Below are 20,657 nucleotides of genomic sequence, written 5' to 3'. Positions count from 1 at the left end.
GTGATTGGAGCGAATCGGGCGTTCATAGGTTGGTTGGCGCTGGCGCTCGCGCAGGGCATGAGTGGCTGCGCACGCGCGCCCCAGGAACTGGCCATCTCCGGGCCGACCATGGGGACGACTTATTCGATCAAGGTCGCGTCCGCGCCGGAGGGTGTCGATGCCCATGCGTTGCGGGTCGCGGCCGATCAAGTGCTCGATCGCATCGATCGCAGCATGTCCGGCTATCGCGCCGACTCCGAGATCTCCCGCTTCAACGCCTCGTCCTCGACCGATTGGTTCGAGGTGTCCGCCGATCTGGCCACCGTGGTCGATTATGCGTTCCATGTCAGCCGCGAGTCGGGCGGCGCCTTCGACATTACTGTCGGGCCGCTGGTCGCCGCGTGGGGCTTTGGAGCGCGGGGCGAGCCCATCGACTTGCCTGACGAAGCACAGCTCGCGGAGCTGCGCTCGCAAGTCGGCTATCAAAAACTCGAGGCGCGAGTGCAGTCACCCGCGCTACGGAAGTCCGCGGCGAGCGTGCAAGTCGATCTCAATGCCATCGCGCCCGGATACGCCGTCGATCTCATGGCCGAACGCTTTCGAGCCATGCGCCTGAAGCACTTCATGATCGACATCGGCGGTGAAATTCGTGCGCAGGGCCGCAACGCCCGGGGTGAAGCGTGGCGAATCGCAGTGGAGCGGCCGATCGACGCTGAGCCCGAGCCCTATGCCATCTTGAGTCTGGATGATGCATCGGTGACGACTTCGGGCGAGTATCGTCACTATTTCGACCGCAACGGGCAGCGCTACTCGCACACCATCGATCCACGCACCGGACGCCCCGTCGAGCACAGTCTCGCGTCGGTGGTCGTTGTCGGCTCGACAGCGATGGAGGTGGATGCGTGGACGACGGCGTTCAACGTGCTCGGCACGCAAGCCGGGCATGAGCTGGCGCTGAAGCGAGGCATGCCCGTGATGTTCATCGACGTACAGGACGGCGAGTTGCATTCGGTGACGACGCCGCAGCTCGATCGCTATTTGTCATCGACTCAACCCAGCAGGAAATAAACATGAAGTGGATGATTCCGACCAGCCTGGCCATGACGGCGATGTTTGGCGCAGGCACTGCCAGCGCGCAGGTTTCCGGAGCGCAGATCGACGCCGCCGCGGGCAAGGTGGCAGCGAAGGTCATCAGTTGGCGTCGGGACATTCATCAACATCCCGAGTTAAGCAATCGCGAGACGCGCACGTCGAAGCTGGTTGCCGATCATCTGAAGAAGTTGGGTTTGCCGGTGCGCACTGGCATTGCTCACACCGGTGTTACCGCGGTGCTGAAGGGTGGCAAGCCGGGGCCGGTGATTGCGCTACGCGCCGATATGGATGCGTTGCCGGTGTCGGAACAGGTCGATGTGCCGTTCAAGTCGACGGTGACCACTGAATATCTCGGCAAGAAAGTCGGTGTCATGCATGCCTGCGGCCATGACTCGCATGTGGCGAATCTGATGGGCGTCGCCGAGATGCTGGTGAGCATGAAACAGGAGTTGCCCGGCACGGTGCTGTTTATTTTCCAGCCGGCAGAGGAAGGCGCGCCGGAAGGCGAGCAGGGCGGTGCGTCGTTGATGATCAAGGAAGGCGTGTTCAGCGAAGTGAAGCCCGAGGCGGTGTTCGGCCTGCATGTCACCTCGACGCTCAACAGCGGCACGCTCGGTTATCGCTCCGGGCCGTTCATGGCGGCGTCGGATTCGTTCCGGATCGAGGTGCAGGGGCGGCAGTCGCACGGCTCTCGGCCGTGGTCGGGCGTCGATCCCATCGTCGCGAGCTCGCAGATCGTGATGGGCTTGCAGACCATCGTGAGCCGTCAAATCGACATCACCGAGCTGCCCGCGGTCGTGACCATTGGTAAGTTCGACGGCGGCGTTCGTCACAACATCATTCCGGACAAGGTCGAGATGTTCGGCACGCTGCGCACGTTCGACAAGGACATGCGCGCGGACATCATGAAACGCATCGACCACACGGCCAGCAACATCGCGCAAGCCACTGGCGCGCAGGCAAAGGTCGTGTTCAATCCGGGCAACAATCCGGTCGTCATGAACAATGCTCAGCTCACTCAGCGGGCGCTGCCGTCGCTCAAGCGTGTGGCCGGTGACGATAAGGTGGTGAATCTGCCCTTGATTACAGGCTCCGAAGATTTTGCCTACTACGCGGACTTGATTCCGAGCCTGTTCTTCTACGTTGGTGTGACGCCTCCGGGTCAGGACGCGAATGCAGCTCCGAGCAACCACTCGCCGCTGTTCTATATCGACGAGCCCGGCATCGCCTTTGCGACCCGCGCGCTGGCATCCGTGGCGATCGATTACTTGCAGGGCTCGAAGTAACTATCGCAGTCCCGCCAACGCTGCCTCCATCGTATCGCCGATCCCGTCATGGATGACGAGATCGGCGATCTCGTCCAGGGGGGTAGGGTCGCGGTTCACGATGACGAGTTTTGCGCCATTTTGTTTGGCGCGAACTGGAAAGTCCGCGGCAGGAAACACTGAAAGAGACGAGCCGAGCACCAGAAACAAATCGCACGCAAGGGTTTCTTGCTGGGCGCGACGCATGGGCAGCTCGGGCATTTGCTGGCCGAAAGAAACGGTCGCGGTTTTGATGATGCCGCCGCAGCGTTTGCAGGGGCCGACGCTGTTGGTCTGCTGAAACTCGAGTTCCAATTCGGCCAGCTCGACGCGCGTCTGGCACTTGAGGCATTTGGCGTAGGTCGAGTTACCGTGCAGCTCGATGACCTGCTCTTCGGGGACGCCGGAGACCTGATGCAGATTGTCGACGTTCTGCGTGACCACGGCGTTGGCGCGCCCGGAGCGAACCAACTCCGCGACGGCGTAATGACCGCGGTTCGGCTTCGCGCCCACCCAACCGTCGGCATTGCTGAACCGACGTCGCCAGGCCTCGCGACGGGTATGCTCCGAGGCGACGAACTCCTGGAAATAGATGGGCTGAATCTTGCTCCACAGGCCGCCGGGGCTGCGGAAATCGGGGATGCCGGACTCGGTGCTGATGCCGGCGCCACTGAATACCAAAACGCGCCGGCTGGCGCCGAGCAGATGGCTAAGGTCAGTCATAAGAGTCAGCGGTGGACGGTGGACAACGAGTTAAGAGGTAGGAGGAAAAAGTCTCCTCTTTATACTCTCACGCGCCGCCCGGCCCGCCTACCGCCAACTTACCGAGGCTTTTGTAAGCTTCGGCACACCTTAAACGGTTGAGCGCTGCTGCCCGTTCCGTCGATTTTCAGGGGTGAGCCAGCTGCAACTCACCGTTGACGACTGGAATCTGCGGCCCCGGATCACGGTCCATGCGCACCGTCTCTTCCTTGTCGCCGAGCCGATAGCGCACGTCGTAACCGACGATCTTCTCGTTGCTGTCGTACACCGTCTCGCAACGCTTTTCCGTCGTCGTATAGGTATTGCCGTTCTGCATGCGCTGTTGAACTTTGTTTCCAGCATAGCCCCCGGCAGCTGCGCCAGCTGCGGTCGCGACTTTCTGGCCGCGGCCATCGCCGATTTGATTGCCCAGCACACCGCCCACTACTGCGCCGATCACGGTGCCGGCGATACGCTTTTCGTCTTTCACAGGCGCTTGATGGGTGACGACGTGGTCGCTGCAAACCTCCCGAGGTGTGCGGGTCGTTTGCTTGACGGCATCGACATTCAGCACTTGAGCGAATTTAGGGCTGCGATCGAAGATATCAAAATTGGCGACGGCCGCACCCGCTGTCACCACGGCTGCGCCGATAACCAGACCGGTCACCAACGACTTGTTCATGAATGGCTCCTTCAGAAACTTGCGCGCCGACAATTACGCGCAGCATGTAGGACAAAGATTAAACGAAACCGCCCCAAGGACGGTTCCCGTCGCCATCCGGCGTCAGTAAGCGCCGCACAAACAAAAAGGCGCCGGAAAAACTTCGCGGCGCCCAAGAAAAAGGATGTCCTGACAGAGTCGTTAGTTCGCGCGTGCTTCGCGGTGCTCCTGTTGCATCTCGCTCTTGATCGTCGTTTCCAGCCAATCATCCATCGTGATCATGGTGTTGCGCGTCGACTGCGCGTGCATGCCGATGATGACGCCGGTTGTCTCATCGATTACCGGCGCACCCGGCGCGATGTCACGGGAGTCCAGATCGTGCGTGAAGCCGCCAGCGCTGGAATGAACGATGCTGTTCGCGCGACGCTCGTACACCGTGCCGCGTGCTTTGCGCTTGATGCTGTCCGCGTCGATATCGGTCTTGTAGCCAACCATCACGACGGACGCAGCGGCGCCGGAGAAACGGCCGAGCGGCATGGTCCGCTGGGCATATCGCGACGGCTGGCTCAGGCGCACGACGGCGAAATCTTTGCTGATCTGACCGGCGGCGCCGGCTTCATCCCACTGCGATTTCACATACGAGACCGGAATGCGCTCGCGCACCTGGCCGAGCGAATCGATGCTGTTGTAAGTGCAGTCGGCAGGCTCCGCCCCGGAAGCGCTCTTCTGGAACGTATGAGCAACGGTGACGCCGATGTCGAATGCGCCGACCAGGAATGCCGTGGACGTGCGCTGCCTGCCATCGACCATGCAGGAAATCACACCGACACCGCTGAAGGACGCGTAATCCTTGGAGGTCACTTCACTGCGACGCAAGGAGGTTTCGTGCGGAGTGGCCAGGTCATGCGCCATGGAGAAGCGGAAAAAATGCTGACTCTCGGCCGGCGAGGACAGATCCGGCGCGCACCGGTTGCCTTTACCGCACAGAGCCAGATCGGCATGCGCGCGCTCAGTGCCCATCAATGCCAGCGCTGCCAACGCACCTGTGACCAGCGCGAGCTTCACAGCGCTCGAGCCGGAGTTGCTGGCAGAGGGCAGAGAGGCAAGTTTCACGCGCATGGTCACCACCGGCTCGGATGCTTGAGAAGTTCGCATGCCAGGGCGGGGGTTTGCTTTAGGGCGAAACCTGAAGCACCCGATCGCCTTGGCCTGTCCGTTGTCTGCGGACGGGGACAGTTGCGGCTCCACTATCCCTTGCGACCGAGCCTAGGGCGCCAAGTTCGATGCAGGTGTGATTCGCCTCAAACTCTCGCGTCCGAAAGTGAGAAGTGCTCTGAAAAAAAGCCACAAAAAAACGGCCGGGACGGGGCCCGGCCTGAAATGGGATCTGCTGAATGGATGGACGCTTACGCGCTGGTCAGGCGGAAGGTGATGGCGACCTGAGTCCATGCGCTAATCGGATTGGCGCCGTCGGTGGCAGCCACGAAGCGCCACTTACGAACGGCTTCCATGGCAGCCTGGTCGAGCCGCGCGAAGCCGCTGCTGGTCGCGACCGCGACATCCTTCGGGCGACCCTTCTCGTCCACCAGTACTTTCAAGCGCACCGTGCCTTCCTCCCCCGCGCGTCTTGAAGCGGAAGGATAGGTCGGCTCGACCCGATTGCTGGTCTTGAGATCCTGCGCCACTGCGCCGGCAGTCGTCGCAGCGATCGCATTCTCGGAAGGCGGCGTAGCGACTTCCGCAGGCGGTACCACAGGCTCGTCGAACTGGATCTCGGGCATCGGCGCCTCGGTCGGCATCACTTGATCGATCTCGGGCTTCACCGGTGCCGGCGGATCGGGCTCGACCTGGGTCTGCTCCGGAATGAACACGGCTTCGAGCGGCGCTGCGAATTGCGGCACCCTCACCACGCCCATGGTCGCGGCCAACCCATAGATGACGAGGATGTGAATACCGATCACGGCCATCGCCGTGCCGCTGCGAGACAGAAAACCCTCGTTGCTCGGAGTACCTGGTGCGTACATTCTTACCTCCATTGCTACGCAGGCATGACCTGCGCTCCTGCTTATAAACGGATGGAATGACGGCAGGGTTCAAAACCGGGTCGGGCAGAAGTGTCGCGAGTTGGCGGCAACCCGAAAAAGTTCCGTACACTTGGCGTTATGACGGCAACAATTTCCGACACCGCACGCACCTTGCTTGCCGACAGCGAGCAACGACTGGCCAGTGCGTGCGAAGAGAATCCAGACGCCTGGCGGACGATTCTCGAAGACGCGCGCGTCGCTGAATCGTTGCCGCGAGTGTGGGCGTGCAGCGAGTTCGTCGCGACCAGTTGTCTGCGCTCGCCTGCGTTGCTGTCCGATCTCATTACCGACGGAAATCTGCTTTCGCTCGCGCCCGATGGTTGGTTGGCGCGGGAAGCAGAAGCGCGCGTGCGTGGTGAGTCAGAGGCCGATCTGATGGAGTCGCTGCGGCGCTTTCGCAAGCGCCACATGGTGCGAATCGCGTGGCGTGACATAGCTGGCTGGGCGTCGCTCGATGAAACGTTGCGAGATTTATCGACGCTCGCCGATGTTTGTATCGATCTCGTCTGCCGGCGCATGTATGCGGCATTGGTCGCGCGCTACGGCACACCCCGAGGCGCCGAAAGCGGTGAGCCTCAGCCGCTGATGATCCTCGGCATGGGTAAGCTGGGTGGCGGCGAGCTGAATTTTTCTTCCGACATCGATCTGATTCTGCTGTATCCGGAAGACGGCGAGACCGATGGGGCGCGTCCCATCGATAACGCCGAGTTCTTTCTGCGCCTGGGTCAGAAGATCGTCCAGCAATTGGCGACGCCCACGGTGGACGGCTTCGTGTATCGAGTCGATCTGCGCTTACGGCCGTTCGGCGACAGCGGCCGCCTGGCGCTGAGCTTCGCGTCGTTCGAACACTATCTGCAGCAGCATGGCCGCGATTGGGAACGCTACGCGTACGTCAAAGCGCGTGCGTTGACGGCGAAAGAGCAATTCCCATCGCTCTACGACGAGGTGCTCCGTCCGTTCGTCTATCGGCGCTATCTCGACTTCAGCGTGTTCGAGTCGCTGCGGGATATGAAGGCGATGATTGCGCGCGAAGTCGAACGGCGTGAGCTGAAGGACAACGTCAAGCTCGGGCCCGGCGGCATCCGCGAAATCGAATTCATCGTGCAGGCATTCCAGCTGATCCGCGGTGGCAGCGATCGCCGTCTGCAGGGCAAGGAACTGCGCGTCATCCTGCCGCAACTCATCGGCCAACGCTTGCTGCGCGAAGACGCGGTCCGGGATCTGGAAAGCGCGTATGCCTATCTGCGGGTGCTGGAGAATCGACTGCAACAATGGAATGACGAGCAGACCCATCAGCTGCCTGATGAGCCACGCGCCCAGGAGCGCTTGGCGTTTGCGATGAACGCTGCCAGCTGGGACGAGCTTGCCGCTCAAACCAACGCGCACCGACAACGCGTCGAGCGCTACTTCACGCAGACCGTGTTCGGTCCGCAGGAGCGCACCGATGGCATCGCTTCGATGGAAGCGACCTTCGATCTGGAAGCCGATGCGTCCGAGCGTGCGCGCATGATGGTCAGCTGCGGTGTGACGAATCCCGAGCCGATCAATGTCCGGCTGGAAGAGCTGCTCAACAGCACTTACTACCGTCGGCTCGATGAAACCGGCCGTCGCCGGCTGCGCGATCTGTTGGCGCGGATCCTGCGGATGCTCGCGCCCGATGCTGCGCCGACCACGACGCTCGCCAGAATTCTGCGCATTTTCGAGATGATTGGCGGCCGCACGGTGTATCTCGCGCTGTTGACCGAAAACGCCGCGGCGCTACGGCGGCTCGTCGAGTTGTGCGCGCGCAGCCAGTTCCTGGCGGATCAAATTGCCGCGCAGCCGCTGTTGTTGGATGAGCTGATCGATGAGCGATTCATTGAAGAGGCGCCATCACGAGCGCAATTCGCTGCCGACTTGGCCTCTTCTCGCGGCCGCATGCAGCACGAAGATCCCGAGCGTCAGGTCGAGCTCCTGCGTCAGTTCCAAAGCGCGGCGATGTTCCGAGTGGCCGTCGCCGATCTCACCGCAGGTTTGCCGTTGATGAAGGTCAGCGACCGCTTGACCGACATCGCCGAGCTCATCGTGCATGAGGCGTTGTCGCTGGCGTGGTCTCAGATTACCGCCAAGCACGGCGTGCCTCGTTACGTCGATGAGCAAGGCGAGTCGCACATGGCGCACATGATCGTCGTGGCGTACGGCAAGCTCGGCGGTCTGGAGCTGGGTTATGGCTCCGACCTGGATCTGGTGTTCCTGCATGACTCGAGCGGCGAGTCGCAGCGGACCGATGGCGAGCAGTCGGTGGAAAACACGGTGTTCTTCCAACGGCTCGGACAGCGGCTGGTGCATCTGTTGACCGTGCATACCGCGTCGGGGCGGTTATATGAAGTCGACACCCGCTTGCGACCCAGCGGCAATCGCGGCTTGCTGGTGCAGTCCCTGGCCGCGTTCCGCGAGTACGAGTTTCAAGAAGCGTGGACGTGGGAGCATCAATCGTTGCTGCGAGCCCGGGCGATCGCGGGCGATCCGCAGGTGTGCGAGCAGTTCGAGCTGGCCCGTATCGAAGTGCTGCGCAACGCTGTCCGGCGCGATGGCTTGAAGCACGAGGTGCGCAAGATGCGTGAGCGAATGCGCGAAAACCTGTCCAAGGCGCGGCCAGGGCAGTTCGACATGAAGCAGGATGCGGGCGGCGTCGCCGACCTGGAATTCCTGGTGCAGTTCTGGATGCTCGAATGGGCGGACCGCTATCCGGAGATCGTCACGTTCTCGGACAACATCCGGCAGCTGGAAAGCCTGGGCTCGGGCAATCTGGTGCCGCAGTCGCGGGTGGACTTCCTGGTCGATACCTACCGCAAATACCGCCAGCGCATGCACCGGCTGGCCCTGGACGGCGTTAAAAACGTGGTGAGTGACGCGGAATTCGTGGCCGAGCGCCGGGGCGTCGTGGAAGTTTGGCAAGAGGTCATGCGCGAGGCGGGCGATCTGCGATAATCCGCCCTTTCGGAAAGAGCATGACCGACCGTTATGACGACTGAACCTGCCGCCAAGCTGATCCAGCCAAACGCCCAGAACCAGTACACCGTGACCGCGGCCGACTTGCCCCTGTCGTGCCCGATGCCCGGCATGCACCTGTGGAATTCGCACCCGAAGGTGTTCCTGCCCATCGAAAAGACCGGCTGGGCCAAGTGCCCCTACTGCAGCGCTGAGTACACGCTCAGTCGGTGATTTTTTTATGCTGAGGCTCGGCCACTTGCGGGTCCGTGCGGCGCCCCGATCGAAAACTGGCTCACGCTCCCCGGTGAGCGATTTGGTTACCATGGTCGGATGACCAAAACACTGGACACTACGCCGGCGGCCGACGGCTTTTATATGCCGGCCGAATTCGACGCGCACGACGGTTGCTGGATGCTGTGGCCGGAGCGGCCGAGCAACTGGCGGCTCGGCGCCAAGCCGGCGCAAAAGGCCTTCTCGGCCGTTGCCACCGCAATTGCCACGGGCGAGCCGGTTACTGTCGGTGTCTCCCGTGCGCAGTTCCTGCAAGCCCGGACCATGCTGCCCGATGCGATCCGCGTCGTGGAGCTGTCGAGCGACGACGCCTGGACGCGCGATGTCGGCCCGACCTTCGTAGTCAACAAGCGCCGCGAGCTGCGTGGCGTCGACTGGGTGTTCAATGCCTGGGGCGGCATCGGCGGCGGCCTGTATTTCCCCTGGGATCAGGATGACCTGGTCGCCCGCAAAGTCCTGGAGATCGAAGGCTGCGATCGTTATCGCGCGCCGTTCGTGCTGGAGGGTGGCGCCATCCACGTCGATGGTGAAGGCACGCTGCTCACCACCGAGGAGTGTCTGCTCAGTCCGCATCGCAATCCGCATCTGGACAAGGGGCAGCTGGAAATCCTGCTGCACGAGTATCTGGGCATCACCAGCGTGATCTGGCTGGGCAAGGGCGTCATCGACGACGAGACCACCGGTCACGTCGACAACCTCTGTTGTTTCGCACGGCCCGGCGAAGTCGTTCTCACCTGGACCGACAACAAGCGCGATCCGCAGTATCAGGTCTCGAAGGATGCCTATGAGCGGCTGATGGATGCGAGAGATGCGCAGGGCCGGCGCTTGAAGGTGCACAAGCTGCAGCAGCCGGGGCCGTTGAAGCGCACGCATCAAGAGTCTCTCGACGTCGATGTCGCCGATAGCGGCGCAGCCTCGCGCAAGGTTGGGGAACGATTGGCGGCGTCATACGTCAACTTCTACATGGGCAATTCCACCATCGTGATGCCGCTGCTCGATCCGAAGCAGGACGGCGTCGCGACGCGCGCGTTACAGAAGATTTTTCCGGAGCGCCGGATCATCGGCGTGCAGGCGCGCGAAATCCTGCTTGGCGGCGGCAACATTCATTGCATTACTCAACAGGTGCCGGCACGCAAGCCGATGCGCGGCGGGGCCACGAAGAGGAAGTAATCAATGGCAGCAGCTCCAAGCATCAGCAAGGCGGCGTTCCAACGAAATCTGCCGACGCTGCGCGATGAGCTGCTAGACCTGCAAACGAAGCTGCACACGTCGAAGTCGTGCGCAGTCGCCGTGATCATCGCCGGTACGCCGGCCGCGGGGCGCAGCGAGACCGTCAATGCGCTGCTCGAATGGCTCGATCCCAAGCACATCGGCGTGCATGCGCTCGGTGTTCCTTCTGCTGAAGATAAGAAGTTTCCGCCGCTGTGGCGGTATTGGCAGAAGCTGCCGGCGCGCGGTCGCATGACTTTCTTTTTCGCCGGCTGGTACAGCGAATATCTCGGCGGCGTCATCAAGGGCGACAGATCCAAGCATCGCGACCGGCGTGCGGTCGAGCGCATCGTTCAGTTGGAAAACATGCTGATGCGCGACGGCGTGCGTGTAGTGAAGATCTATCTGCACACCGATCATGTGACGCAGCAGCGCCGGCTGAAGGAGCTTTGTGCCAACAAGCTCACCAGCTGGCGCGTCTCCAAGGAGGATCGCTGGCAAGCCAAAAATTACAAGCGCGTCAATCGCGTTGTACATATGTGTTTGCAAGCGACCGAACATGACGCCGCGCCGTGGCATCGAGTCGACGGCACCGATGAGGATTATCGATTGCTGACGGTCGGCAAGATCCTGCGCAACGAGATCGCAGCGGGATTGAAGGCGGCCGAGCAAAAGCAGCGGAACCGGCCCAGCGAGAAGACAGGCAAAGTGGTGCCGCTCGCCGTGTCGCAGTCGAAGCAGCCGCTCGATGATGATGAATACGAGCGGCAGCTCGCAACATTGCAGGGGCGCCTGGCGCGCCTCGTGCGCAAGTCGCGCTTTGCCAAGCACGGTCTGGTGCTGGCGTTCGAAGGTATGGACGCGGCAGGTAAGGGCGGGGCGATCCGGCGCATCACCCACGCATTGGATGCGCGTCAATATCAGGTCGTGCCGGTATCGGCGCCGACGCCGGACGAGTTGTCATACCCGTATTTGTGGCGATTCTGGCGTCACATTCCGGCGCAGGGATCGATCACGATTTTCGATCGGTCGTGGTACGGGCGGGTACTGGTGGAGCGAGTGCGCGAGTTCACGCCGGCGCCGGATTGGCAACGAGCCTACGAAGAAATCGTGGAGTTCGAGCGCCAGCTGACCGAGCACGGACTGTTCGTGGCGAAGTTCTGGCTGCAGGTGAGCAAGGATGAGCAGCTGAAGCGGTTCAAGGCGCGGGATGAGGATCCGCTGAAGCGCTTCAAAGTGGATCCCGAAGATTGGGCGAACCGGCGCTACTACGATGCGTATCAGACCGCCGCTGCAGAGATGATCCGACGTACCGATGCTGACGATGCGAAGTGGCACATCGTTGCCGCGGACGATAAGAAACAAGCGCGCCTGACGGTGCTGAAAGCGGTGTGCCAGACGCTGGAGCGCTGAGCAACTACCAGTCCTGTTTGATTCCCAGAACAAAGACGACGTCCGGCGAGTGCTCGACCGCAAGGTCTTCACTCACGCCGAGGTCCAGACGCCAGCCGGATTCGAAACGGTAGTCGCCGCCGACAGTCAGCACGATGGCATCGCTGAGGAAACCCAGGTCGCTGTCGTAAGCCGCAGTGCGTGCGTCGATCTGCGCTTTCAACGACAGGTTGCGCCAGGTTTCGACACTGACGCCCGCCATGCCGCTCCATACGAGGCTGCGCTGCTGATCGGGCAGCAGATCGCCCTCGCCAAGATAAGTTGCCGCCGCTTGTCCGAAGACCGACCAGCGGGTGCTGAGATGGCGCTGTCCCGCCAGCAGTAAAGAAACATCCGTCGCACCGCTGCCAGTGAGTTTGTCCGCGTCGCCGGTTGGAAGCTCGATCGTGAGCCAGGCCGTAAGTGTCGTTTCGGTTGGGATCTCATATCCGATCGCGACCTGGATGTCGGCGAGGCCGCTGGCGGATGAGCCGATGTTCAGTCGGCGAGTGCCCGCGCGGGTGTAGGAGATGCCGATCTGATCGCGCGGTAATGCCGAGCGCGCGCCGTCTGGCAGGCCAAAGACGTCATGCCAGCCATCGATGAAGCTATCGAGAGTGCCGCCGCCCGTGTAGCGATAAGGAAGCTGAATCTGCCAACCGATGCCGGTGTCCATGAAAGAGCCCTGCAGCGTCAGCCGGGCTTCGCGGGTTTCGGCATCGACGAAGAGAGCTTCGTTGCCGCGCTCCTGCACGAGGGCGGTGCTGCCCCAGAACAAATCGATGCGACCTGACAGGCCATACGGGACGCTGGTCGGCATGGTCATGGGCAGCCCGAAGCCGGACAGCAGAGGGTTTTGATCGCGAACGACAAACGCGTGGTCGAAATCGCACCTCAGGCACGCGTCCAGGGCCTCATCCTCATCCGACGCGGCATCGGCGAGCACGCCGCCCGGGATCAGTAGCAGCGTGAGGAGGGCAGCCCGCACTGAACCGCTAGAACCAGATCGACACGAATGCCTGGATCACGTTCGCGCCGAACTCGTACAACGGCTCGCTGCCGGCAGGGCGGAAGTTCGGATCGGTGGGGGCCAGCTTCGAGACGCGCGCATCGCGGAAGTCGTCGTAGCGGAACTCGATGCGGTCGTAGAACAGATTCACCGAGGCCTTCTTTACGAAGCCCCACCCGGTGACCGGAGCGAACTCGTAGCTTGCGCCGATGCGGAAGGCGATGCTGTTGAAGGTCGACAGCTCCTTGTCGCGGGCCATGAAGTTCTGCTGGTTCACACGGCTGAACAGGTCCTCGTAGAACTCGGCGTTGTCCTGCTGGTAGTAACGCACGCGCGCTTCCAGCGTCCATTGCTGCTTGATGGGATGGATATAACCCAGCTCGAAGGTATCCGCGCGGATGTCCCAGGTATCCGTGAAGAATCGATAGCCGCCATAGATGGCCGCCCGATAGGGCAGGAAATAGCGGGCGTTGACCGCTACGGCATTGCTTGTGCGAGTGCGAGGATAGATTTCCTGCGCGAGAATGAACCGACGGGTGTCGTTCGGATCGATGTATCGGTACGAGCGATACGGATTGTTGAGGAAGCCTTCGTCCGTGATCACTTCGAGATTCAGCGACGCGATCAACGACTTGGTCAGAATCTGCGACACCCCGACGCGGTAGCTCCAGCGGTCGATGTCGCGCTCGAAGCTGGGATCGGTGGAGTTGCGCACCTTATCCGCGCCGCGCGAGAAGCCCATGCTGATCGTAGTCAGGTCGCCGAACAGATCCTGGCTCAACCCAAAGCTCGCAGTTTGCGCTTCGTAGTCGTTCTCTTCGCTATTGGTATAGCTGAGGTTGTACGTGGTCTTGCCGCGCAGGTACTCGAAGCCCAGGGTGTATTGGTCGCGCTCTTCCTTGTATTCGCTCGCGCCGCTCACCTGGACGTCGATGGAGGCGCTGGTGATCATGTCCTGGTAGTAATTGGCGCTGACGGCGTACTTTTCCGCCATCTTCTTCCGCACCAGCACCGACGGACCTTGAATGGTGACGCCGTCGCCTTCGTAATAGTGATAGAGCGCGTCGACGCGATCATCCGGCAGCACGCCGGCCGAACTCACCTGCGGCAGTGCACATGCGGCGACTGCCACCATCGAGCAGAGAATTCGTGCTTTGTTGAAGCCTGAGCTCATGCGTGGTCTCAGTTGCAGCCGCAGCCACCGCCGCCGCCGCCGAGCGCGCCACGCGCGCCCTCACGAGCTTCCCACACGTGGTCCATATAAGCGGAAGAAACGGGATGGCGATTCGTGTCCATGATGGGATCGGCCAGTTGCTGGCGCTCGTAAGGCTTCACCCACGGCTCGATGTTGCCGCAGGCGGAAAGGCCGGAGGCCAGCGCGACAGCCGCTAATACCTTGACCGCGATTCCCTTGATCACGTCGGACCTCTTACTCTTTCAGCAAGGCGCGAATCTGATTCAGATACTCGCCTTCATCGCCGGCCTTGTAGCCGCGGTGCAGATAACGGATGTTGCCTTTGCGATCGATGAACACCGTGCTCGGCATGGCATTCACGTCGTACAACTTACTCACCTTGCTGTCGCGGTCGAACAGCACTGGGAACGACACCGGCGTGTCTTTCAACCAGCGTTCAGCATCCGCGGTGTTCGCTTCTACGTTCACGCCGACCAGGGTGAAGCCGAGCGAACTGTAGCGCTTGTGCATCTGTTCGAGAAGCGGCATTTCCGTGCGGCACGGGCCGCACCAGCTCGCCCAGAAATTCAGCATCACCACTTTGCCCTTGAGCTGCTCGAGCGACACGTTGTCGCCAGCCCGCGACGGCAGGGTGAAGGTGGGCGCCTGGGTGGAGCTGGCGCTCACCAGCGAACAAACAACCAGCGCACTGCCCAACAGCGCGGCGCGAATCCATTTGCTCATCGACATGGCAGACGCCCTCTATGACACACCAGTCCAGCAGGTATCGTCGCTCAGAAGAAAATCGATAAACCGAGATGCGCCTCTAGGTTATTGACGATCTTTTTCTCGCCCACCAGGTCGCTGTCGAAGATGTGGTCGCGCACGTCGAAGTGCACCGCCATCCAGTCCGCCGGCAGGACGCGATAGCCGAAGCCGCCGCTGACGGTGAAGCGATCGTCGCCGGCGAAGCGGGTGTTGCCGATGCCCGCCACCAGATAAAACGCACTGTTGTACGCACGGTTCTTGCCGATGAAAACTTCACCCGGCAGCGCGTTCCAGCCGAGCGACAGCGCGTAGTACGAATAGTCGCGCTCCTTGTCGCTGAGCAGATCGGCGGCGCCGGCGAGATTCTCGTAGCTGGTACGGCCGGCGCGTGACTTGCCGTAAGTGCCTTCGAGGAAGAAATCCTCGGTGAGGTGATACGCCAGGCGTGCGCCATAAACGGCGTTGCTCTCGAAATCCTCGATGTTCAGGACGCCGACGTAGGCGCCGAGCTCGAAATCTTCCGTATCGATGCGCGCGCGCCGGATCTCGCGGCGCTCGACCCGCGGATCGATGATGGGCTGCTGGTCCGGCTCGCCCGTCAACGGCTGGGCATCGGCGGCGGGCGCGAGCGGCGTGGGCCGGTCATTGTCGCGGCCACCCAGCATGGAGCAGCCGGGCAACACCGTGACGGCGAGCAGGCTCAGAAAAAGAATGCGAAACCGAGATACTTCCATTCGTCCACTTCCTCGTTGTCGTTGCGGCTGGTGAATACGATGTTGTGTCGATATTCGGTGCGCAACATGAAACGACGGGTCAGATAAAATTGCAGGCCGCCACCGACGTAACCGATCTGATCGTCGCGGTCGATGGAGTCCACCAGGTTCGACTTCGGATCGGTGTAGATCACACCGGTGCCGAGCGTGAAATAGGGCGACAGCCGCCACTCGGGCGCAAACACGTGCAGCAGGCCGACGGTGTAGCTGTAGCTGTTGGAGAACTCGCCGAGGATGTGATTGACGGTCAGCTCGATGGACAGGTTGTCGCTGAACGCGTACCCGCCGAACGCCGAGATCAAGCTGGCACCCTCGAAGTCGCCACCACTGACGCCGGCCTGCCAGCGGCGGCTCATGTAATTCTCGCGCGCCGGCTCTTGCAGATCGAGCGGCTCGCCGGTCGGCTCCAGCGTCGCAATCATCTGTTCGCGCGATGCCCAGCCTTCGACGCCCTGATCGGTCCGTAACTGGAACCAGTCGGTACGGCGCTTCACCAGCTCCACTTCACGGCCGCGCTCCACCACATGAAATACCGGATAGCCGCGTCCCGGGCCGGAGTGCAGCTCGATGAACGGATCGGCGATCAGGATCTTGTGCGCCGGTTCTTTAGCCTGCGCTCCCGCCGCGAACAGCAACAGTAAGCATAGGAGCGTTAACGGCGTGAGCGACCGAGACATCAATTCTCCGGAGCGGTGAACGGGTCGTTGAAGTACTGCGCGCCGATATCCAACCATTCGGACAACAAGCGTAACTCACTTGGTGACATAAAGTCGCTATGGTTGATCGTGCCGGCAGTCGTGCCCGATATCTTATTGAAGAAGCGGGCCGAGGCGGCCGCGCCGTTCGAACTCATGGAGGCTGGCACGTTACGGAAGGCCACACAGGTCACGACGTTGGTCACCGGGTCAGTCTGGAATTCCAGACACTCATCTTCCAGCTGACCCATGTTGTTCACGATCTGGCCGCGGCGGCCGAACAGCAGCGCGCGATAGGATTTGAATTGCAGCGCTTGTGCCTCGGAAGGCCCGTCGGTCAGGTCCAGATCGCCGGCCGGCACTTGCGCCGCATTGGCCGCATCCACCGGCGTATGGCAGCTGCTGCACTTGTTGTTGATGACCACGCCGCCGCCGTCCACGTCGGGGATGCCGTCCATGTCGGCATCGACGAACCGGTCCAAGCCCCACAACGGATGAATGTGCTGCTCGTAATGAATGGTGATCCGGCAGAGGGTCGTCGGATTGGTGCGGCATGCCGGCGCGACCGGCGCCAGGGAGCCGGCGGGCAATGAGTTCGTGCAGGCGAAACGGGCAGTCGGATCGGCCGCATCGGTCAGCACGTTGTTGATGCCAGCGGCATAGCAGGCATCGACCTGATTGTTCGCCGGCGCAGCCGACAACCAGTAGTCCTTGAATGCCAGATCGACGCTCATCGAACAAGCGCCGCCGCACATGATGCGGCTGCGAGTTTCGGCCATGGTCTCGCCCGTGCTGTTGGCGAACAAGGCAGCGTTGGTGTTCGGGAAGGGCACGCCCGCGGTCGGTGCGCCGGGATTCGCCGAGTTCGTCATGCCTTTGCGACCATGCGCCAGCGGCGTGGTGGCATTGCCGTTGTGACAGCCATTGCAGGTCAGCTGCTCGCCGGGTTGCACCTGCAACCAGTTGGTGTGGCGGCCGCCCAAGGCACCACCGAGACGGCGGCCGTTCGCGTCGATCACGCTGATCGAGAACGCGACGTTGGCGGGCACTTTCACCTTGACCGAACCGTCCGGCTCGACCGGCGCATAACCCAGGATTTCTCGCATGCCGAGCGCGCGGTTCGGGCCGAACGCGGTGTTCGAGAAGTTGCGGGTGGCATTGTCCGGAATGGAAACGGCCTTCTCGACCCGCAGGAACCGAGCAGGGCGGGTCGCATAACCGGGGTTGACGGGGTTACGAACCGTGGCGATGCCGCCGGGCGCGGTGTCCACTCCATCGATGTCATACACGCTGCGAATGCTCAGCACGCCGACGCCCTCATCCTGCAGCTGCTGCGGATAGTCGATACCCGCAACGCGATTCGGAATGACGACGGGCAGCGCGCGCTGCGAGCCGGAGACCACTTCGGTGTAAATGAAGCCTTCCTGTGGAACGACGATGGGACGCTGCGTATTTTCGCGCACGTCGTACACATAGATGCCATACAGCGGCGGGGCTTCCACCGCGTTCGGATTCTGCAAGCGCTCGCTGGTGCAGGGGACGATGCGGTTGTTCTCGACCAGACGACACTGCGACCAGCTCACCAGCAGCCGGCCGGTGCCGTCATACAACGGTTGCGCCGTTCGATATCGGCCGCCGGGCGACGGGCCAGGAATCGTGCGCACATCGGTCGGCAGCGCCCGGGTCTGCGCCGGGCCGGTCATGCCGATATTGGCAGCCAACGCCGCGCGAGTGTTGTCGACGTAGGTATCGGTGTCGATCAGCACCAGATCGCCGCCTTCGCCGGTGCCTTGAAAGGGCCGGATCAGCGACAGAGTGCGGCCATCCTGCAGCGGCTTCGGGTTCAGGAACTGAATGGTGCTCAGCGTGTTGGCGGGTGGCCGATTCGGCGTGCCGGTCTGATGGCTGTTGGCGCCGTACAGGAGCTGCAGATCGGAGCCGTCGGGATTGATGGAATACAGATCGAACTGGTTGTCATCGATGTGATGCTCCCAGCGCGTGAACACGATGCGGCCGTTGGGCAGCACTTCCGGAGCCAGGTCGTGGCTCTGATTGAACGAGATCTGATGGATGTTGGTGCCGTCGGCATCCATCACGTGCAGCACGAAGGCCGGCTCGTTGTCGTTCTCGTCCTGCGCCGCGAACTGCGGTTTGTTCTCGTCGAGCAGAATGGCGCGCGAGGTCTGCTGGCGGCTCGAGCTGAACACGATGCGGCCGTCCGGCAGGTAGTTCGCCATGATGTCGTGGCCGGTCTCTGCCACGATGTCCGAGCGGATGATGCGGCGAAGCTGACGGCTCGCCACGTCGTATTCCCAGATGTTCCAGGTCGGCTGATCTTCCTCGTCCGCACCTTCGATGAAGCGCGCCCGCATCGAGAACAGCACCTTGCTGCCATCGTAGTTGACGCTCACGTCGCGGATATCGCCGAGGCTCTGGGTCTGCTGCGCGGTTAGGTTCACTTCCGGTGCGGAAGTCGAAGCGCGATCGCGCATATACAGGTCGGCACCGATCTCGAACCGCAACAGCTCGCGCGCATCGGCGTTTGCCAGTTCGTCGTCTTCCGGATCGGGCACCGGCCGCTTCACATAGAACACCGGGAAGTCCAAGGTCACCGGATCCATGTTCTGGCCGCTGCCAATGGTCACATCGGTGCCGCCGCTGCCGCTGTCACAGCCGCCCAGCAGGAACGCAATGGCGCTCATGAGCAGCACCGCTGCGCCATGGCGCACGGGGGCTCGATTCGACGCGGCTGGCTGCGCCTGATGACTCATTGAAGCGTTACTCCGAAAGATTTCGCATCGATTAACAAAGTTGTCTGCCAGGTATCGCCAGTTATTCGATGTGGGAGGGCGCTTTGTTCGGGGGGCGCCATCTTCGACGCGACATATTTCGCGATCCGTTAAGCGAGTCACAAGCGGACGCGATATTCCCTGAATCTTCCGCCTGCCTCGCCGGGCTTCGGGGCAATGCGTGAAGCACCTCACATTCCAACCGTGATCCCGTCGATATCAATGGCGGGTGCGCCGGCGGACTGCGCATCGTGGCGGCGAGACTACACGCGCGCGCGAAGCCCCCGGCACTGTCTCCCGCGCGCGACGTGTGTCGATTGAGACAGTTAACGGCCTGAAAACCCGACCGTATAGTCGGCCCCGAAAGTCGGGGGACAACTGACTTTGTATCAAGAGCGCGGGTGACCCTTAAGAGTTTACCGGAGTCTGCCGAGAGTAGATCGACCGGCCTTGGGAAAGAGCTGCATGAGCAACATGAAACGAAGCAATGGAACGTCGCCACTCGCGAAGGCAGCCGCACTGGGAGTGGCATTACTGGCCTTTGCGTCAGGGCAACAAGCTGGGGCGACTCCGACCGGCCGCGCACAAGCGCTTCGCATGTACGAGCGGCTCACGGGGACGCCACCGTCCGAGGCGCTGCTCACCACGCTCGAAGGCATGGTCGGTGCCGGGTCGATCCCGGAGCTCGAGTCGACCGCGGCGTTCATCATCAATCCCAACAACGAGTCTTCGAAGAACTTCTATTCGGTCACGCTGAAAAACTTCGCGTCGCCGTGGACCAATCGCGACCAATCGATCTTCGCGCCGCTGAACGACTACACGGCGACCGTCATCGGCCTGGTGAAAGACGACGCGGATTTCCGCCAGGTGCTGTTCGATGACGTGGTGTACATCGGCAATGGCTCCGGCGTGCCGCCGTACTCGCCGACCAGCAACGCGCATTACGATGCGCTGGAAAGCAACAGCGTCGATCTGCGCGGCTTGACGCGCACGACGCAGTCTTCGCTGAATGGCCTGCCGCCGGCGGCGACCGCGGGTGTCATTACTTCTCGCGCGGGCGCCGAAGCGTTCTTCATCGACGGCACCAACCGCGCGATGTTCCGCTTCACGTTGATGAATCACATGTGCCGCGACCTGGAACAGGTGCAGGACACATCGCGTCCGCCGGATCGCATTCGTCAGGACGTGACTCGCAGCCCTGGCGGCGACAGCAGTGTCTTCAATAACAACTGCATCGGCTGCCATTCCGTCATGGACTCGATGGCGCAGGCTTTCGCCTATTACGACTACGACAAGACCGCCGGCCGGCTGGTCTACACGCCCGGTCAGGTGCAGCCGAAGTACCTGATCAACTCCGATAACTTCAAGCCTGGCTATGTCACGCCGAACGACGCGTGGGAAAACCGCATGCGTCTGCCTGGCCGTAACGATGAGCGCGTGCTGGGCTGGTCGCCGAGCCTGCCGGGCAGCGGTAGCGGTGCCAAGAGCCTGGGCCAGGAGCTGGCATACAGCGGCGCGTTCGCGCAGTGCCAGGCGGAAAAAGCGTACCGCAAAGTTTGTTTCCGGGCGCCGGCCACCCTGGCCGAACACAACGCCGTGAGGAGCATCGGTGACAACTTCCAGACCAACGGCAGCATGCGCCAAGTGTTCGCGCAGGTGGCTGCGCAATGCGCTGGCCAGTGAG

At 62.0% G+C, this 20,657-nt stretch carries 18 protein-coding genes; 7 read left to right on the top strand and 11 right to left on the bottom strand.

The window, feature by feature from the left end; genetic code table 11:
- Both D0550_RS12220 and D0550_RS12215 read left to right on the top strand, forming a co-directional pair.
- The gene (locus D0550_RS12220) at positions 1–1,047 is read left to right on the top strand and encodes an FAD:protein FMN transferase (RefSeq protein ID WP_153067137.1); all 1,047 of its coding nucleotides are present in this window, start codon (positions 1–3) and stop codon (positions 1,045–1,047) included.
- A gap of 2 nt (positions 1,048–1,049) precedes the next feature.
- Positions 1,050–2,357, top strand: coding sequence for an amidohydrolase (locus tag D0550_RS12215; protein WP_170134670.1), 1,308 nt, complete (start codon positions 1,050–1,052; stop codon positions 2,355–2,357).
- Here D0550_RS12215 and D0550_RS12210 read toward each other — a convergent pair whose 3' ends face one another.
- The 4 genes from D0550_RS12210 to D0550_RS12195 form a co-directional block, all read right to left on the bottom strand.
- Complete coding sequence (locus D0550_RS12210; protein ID WP_116809471.1) at positions 2,358–3,098, bottom strand: SIR2 family NAD-dependent protein deacylase; 741 nt, start codon at positions 3,096–3,098, stop codon at positions 2,358–2,360.
- A gap of 166 nt (positions 3,099–3,264) precedes the next feature.
- The gene (locus tag D0550_RS12205; RefSeq protein ID WP_116809514.1) at positions 3,265–3,798 is read right to left on the bottom strand and encodes a glycine zipper 2TM domain-containing protein; all 534 of its coding nucleotides are present in this window, start codon (positions 3,796–3,798) and stop codon (positions 3,265–3,267) included.
- Positions 3,799–3,978: 180 nt separating this feature from the next.
- Complete coding sequence (locus tag D0550_RS12200; RefSeq protein WP_116809470.1) at positions 3,979–4,932, bottom strand: S1 family serine peptidase; 954 nt, start codon at positions 4,930–4,932, stop codon at positions 3,979–3,981.
- 251 nt (positions 4,933–5,183) lie between these two features.
- A complete protein-coding gene (locus D0550_RS12195) occupies positions 5,184–5,801 on the bottom strand; it encodes an energy transducer TonB (protein WP_161965790.1) in 618 nt (205 codons plus the stop codon).
- A gap of 138 nt (positions 5,802–5,939) precedes the next feature.
- Between D0550_RS12195 and glnE the strand changes: the two genes are divergently transcribed.
- The 4 genes from glnE (at position 5,940) to pap (ending at position 11,747) form a co-directional block, all read left to right on the top strand.
- The gene (glnE, locus tag D0550_RS12190) at positions 5,940–8,831 is read left to right on the top strand and encodes a bifunctional [glutamate--ammonia ligase]-adenylyl-L-tyrosine phosphorylase/[glutamate--ammonia-ligase] adenylyltransferase (RefSeq protein WP_116809468.1); all 2,892 of its coding nucleotides are present in this window, start codon (positions 5,940–5,942) and stop codon (positions 8,829–8,831) included.
- Between the two features lie 33 nt (positions 8,832–8,864).
- Positions 8,865–9,065 carry a zinc-finger domain-containing protein gene (locus D0550_RS12185; RefSeq protein ID WP_116809467.1) on the top strand — a complete coding sequence of 67 codons (201 nt, stop codon included), beginning with the start codon at positions 8,865–8,867 and terminating at the stop codon, positions 9,063–9,065.
- 99 nt (positions 9,066–9,164) lie between these two features.
- Positions 9,165–10,295 (top strand): agmatine deiminase, encoded by a 1,131-nt coding sequence (gene aguA, locus D0550_RS12180; protein ID WP_116809466.1) that lies wholly within the window; start codon positions 9,165–9,167, stop codon positions 10,293–10,295.
- Between the two features lie 3 nt (positions 10,296–10,298).
- The gene (gene pap, locus D0550_RS12175) at positions 10,299–11,747 is read left to right on the top strand and encodes a polyphosphate:AMP phosphotransferase (RefSeq protein WP_116809465.1); all 1,449 of its coding nucleotides are present in this window, start codon (positions 10,299–10,301) and stop codon (positions 11,745–11,747) included.
- 4 nt (positions 11,748–11,751) lie between these two features.
- On the opposite strand, the gene D0550_RS12170 is transcribed toward pap, so the two are convergent.
- Genes D0550_RS12170 through D0550_RS12140 form a run of 7 tightly spaced genes read right to left on the bottom strand, consistent with a single transcriptional unit; the run spans position 11,752 to position 18,886 of the window.
- Entirely contained in the window at positions 11,752–12,753 is a 1,002-nt protein-coding gene (locus D0550_RS12170; protein WP_116809464.1) for a DUF3187 family protein, read from the bottom strand.
- Between the two features lie 7 nt (positions 12,754–12,760).
- Positions 12,761–13,948: a DUF3570 domain-containing protein gene (locus tag D0550_RS12165; RefSeq protein ID WP_206606228.1), complete on the bottom strand. Its 1,188-nt coding sequence runs from the start codon at positions 13,946–13,948 to the stop codon at positions 12,761–12,763.
- Between the two features lie 8 nt (positions 13,949–13,956).
- Positions 13,957–14,190 (bottom strand): DUF4266 domain-containing protein, encoded by a 234-nt coding sequence (locus D0550_RS12160; RefSeq protein WP_116809513.1) that lies wholly within the window; start codon positions 14,188–14,190, stop codon positions 13,957–13,959.
- A 13-nt stretch (positions 14,191–14,203) separates the two neighbouring features.
- Positions 14,204–14,698 (bottom strand): TlpA family protein disulfide reductase, encoded by a 495-nt coding sequence (locus D0550_RS12155; RefSeq protein ID WP_116809462.1) that lies wholly within the window; start codon positions 14,696–14,698, stop codon positions 14,204–14,206.
- A 44-nt stretch (positions 14,699–14,742) separates the two neighbouring features.
- Positions 14,743–15,450 carry an outer membrane beta-barrel domain-containing protein gene (locus D0550_RS12150; RefSeq protein ID WP_116809461.1) on the bottom strand — a complete coding sequence of 236 codons (708 nt, stop codon included), beginning with the start codon at positions 15,448–15,450 and terminating at the stop codon, positions 14,743–14,745.
- Positions 15,417–16,166: an outer membrane beta-barrel protein gene (locus D0550_RS12145; protein ID WP_161965789.1), complete on the bottom strand. Its 750-nt coding sequence runs from the start codon at positions 16,164–16,166 to the stop codon at positions 15,417–15,419. Before D0550_RS12145 ends, D0550_RS12150 begins: the two co-directional genes overlap by 34 nt.
- A complete protein-coding gene (locus D0550_RS12140) occupies positions 16,166–18,886 on the bottom strand; it encodes an HzsA-related protein (protein ID WP_153067136.1) in 2,721 nt (906 codons plus the stop codon). The genes D0550_RS12145 and D0550_RS12140 overlap by 1 nt, the downstream gene beginning before the upstream one ends.
- Positions 18,887–19,438: 552 nt before the next feature.
- Here D0550_RS12140 and D0550_RS12135 point away from each other — a divergent pair.
- Complete coding sequence (locus D0550_RS12135; RefSeq protein WP_206606226.1) at positions 19,439–20,656, top strand: hypothetical protein; 1,218 nt, start codon at positions 19,439–19,441, stop codon at positions 20,654–20,656.
- Position 20,657 lies beyond the last annotated feature (1 nt).

It is taken from the genome of Steroidobacter cummioxidans, from assembly GCF_003104955.1.
The sequence above is the reverse complement of the archived record's forward strand: the minus strand, read 5'-3'. Positions and strand labels throughout refer to the sequence as shown.

Bases quoted from the DNA above. Each gene is read 5' to 3' on its own strand.
- pap (WP_116809465.1), top strand. From the start codon at position 10,299: ATGGCAGCAGCTCCAAGCATCAGCAAGGCGGCGTTCCAACGAAATCTG.
- D0550_RS12135 (WP_206606226.1), top strand. From the start codon at position 19,439: ATGAGCAACATGAAACGAAGCAATGGAACGTCGCCACTCGCGAAGGCA.
- D0550_RS12140 (WP_153067136.1), bottom strand. From the start codon at position 18,886: ATGAGCGCCATTGCGTTCCTGCTGGGCGGCTGTGACAGCGGCAGCGGC.
- D0550_RS12145 (WP_161965789.1), bottom strand. From the start codon at position 16,166: ATGTCTCGGTCGCTCACGCCGTTAACGCTCCTATGCTTACTGTTGCTG.
- D0550_RS12195 (WP_161965790.1), bottom strand. From the start codon at position 5,801: ATGTACGCACCAGGTACTCCGAGCAACGAGGGTTTTCTGTCTCGCAGC.
- D0550_RS12205 (WP_116809514.1), bottom strand. From the start codon at position 3,798: ATGAACAAGTCGTTGGTGACCGGTCTGGTTATCGGCGCAGCCGTGGTG.
- D0550_RS12155 (WP_116809462.1), bottom strand. From the start codon at position 14,698: ATGTCGATGAGCAAATGGATTCGCGCCGCGCTGTTGGGCAGTGCGCTG.
- D0550_RS12165 (WP_206606228.1), bottom strand. From the start codon at position 13,948: ATGAGCTCAGGCTTCAACAAAGCACGAATTCTCTGCTCGATGGTGGCA.
- aguA (WP_116809466.1), top strand. From the start codon at position 9,165: ATGACCAAAACACTGGACACTACGCCGGCGGCCGACGGCTTTTATATG.
- D0550_RS12185 (WP_116809467.1), top strand. From the start codon at position 8,865: ATGACGACTGAACCTGCCGCCAAGCTGATCCAGCCAAACGCCCAGAAC.
- D0550_RS12215 (WP_170134670.1), top strand. From the start codon at position 1,050: ATGAAGTGGATGATTCCGACCAGCCTGGCCATGACGGCGATGTTTGGC.
- glnE (WP_116809468.1), top strand. From the start codon at position 5,940: ATGACGGCAACAATTTCCGACACCGCACGCACCTTGCTTGCCGACAGC.
- D0550_RS12210 (WP_116809471.1), bottom strand. From the start codon at position 3,098: ATGACTGACCTTAGCCATCTGCTCGGCGCCAGCCGGCGCGTTTTGGTA.
- D0550_RS12200 (WP_116809470.1), bottom strand. From the start codon at position 4,932: ATGCGAACTTCTCAAGCATCCGAGCCGGTGGTGACCATGCGCGTGAAA.
- D0550_RS12150 (WP_116809461.1), bottom strand. From the start codon at position 15,450: ATGGAAGTATCTCGGTTTCGCATTCTTTTTCTGAGCCTGCTCGCCGTC.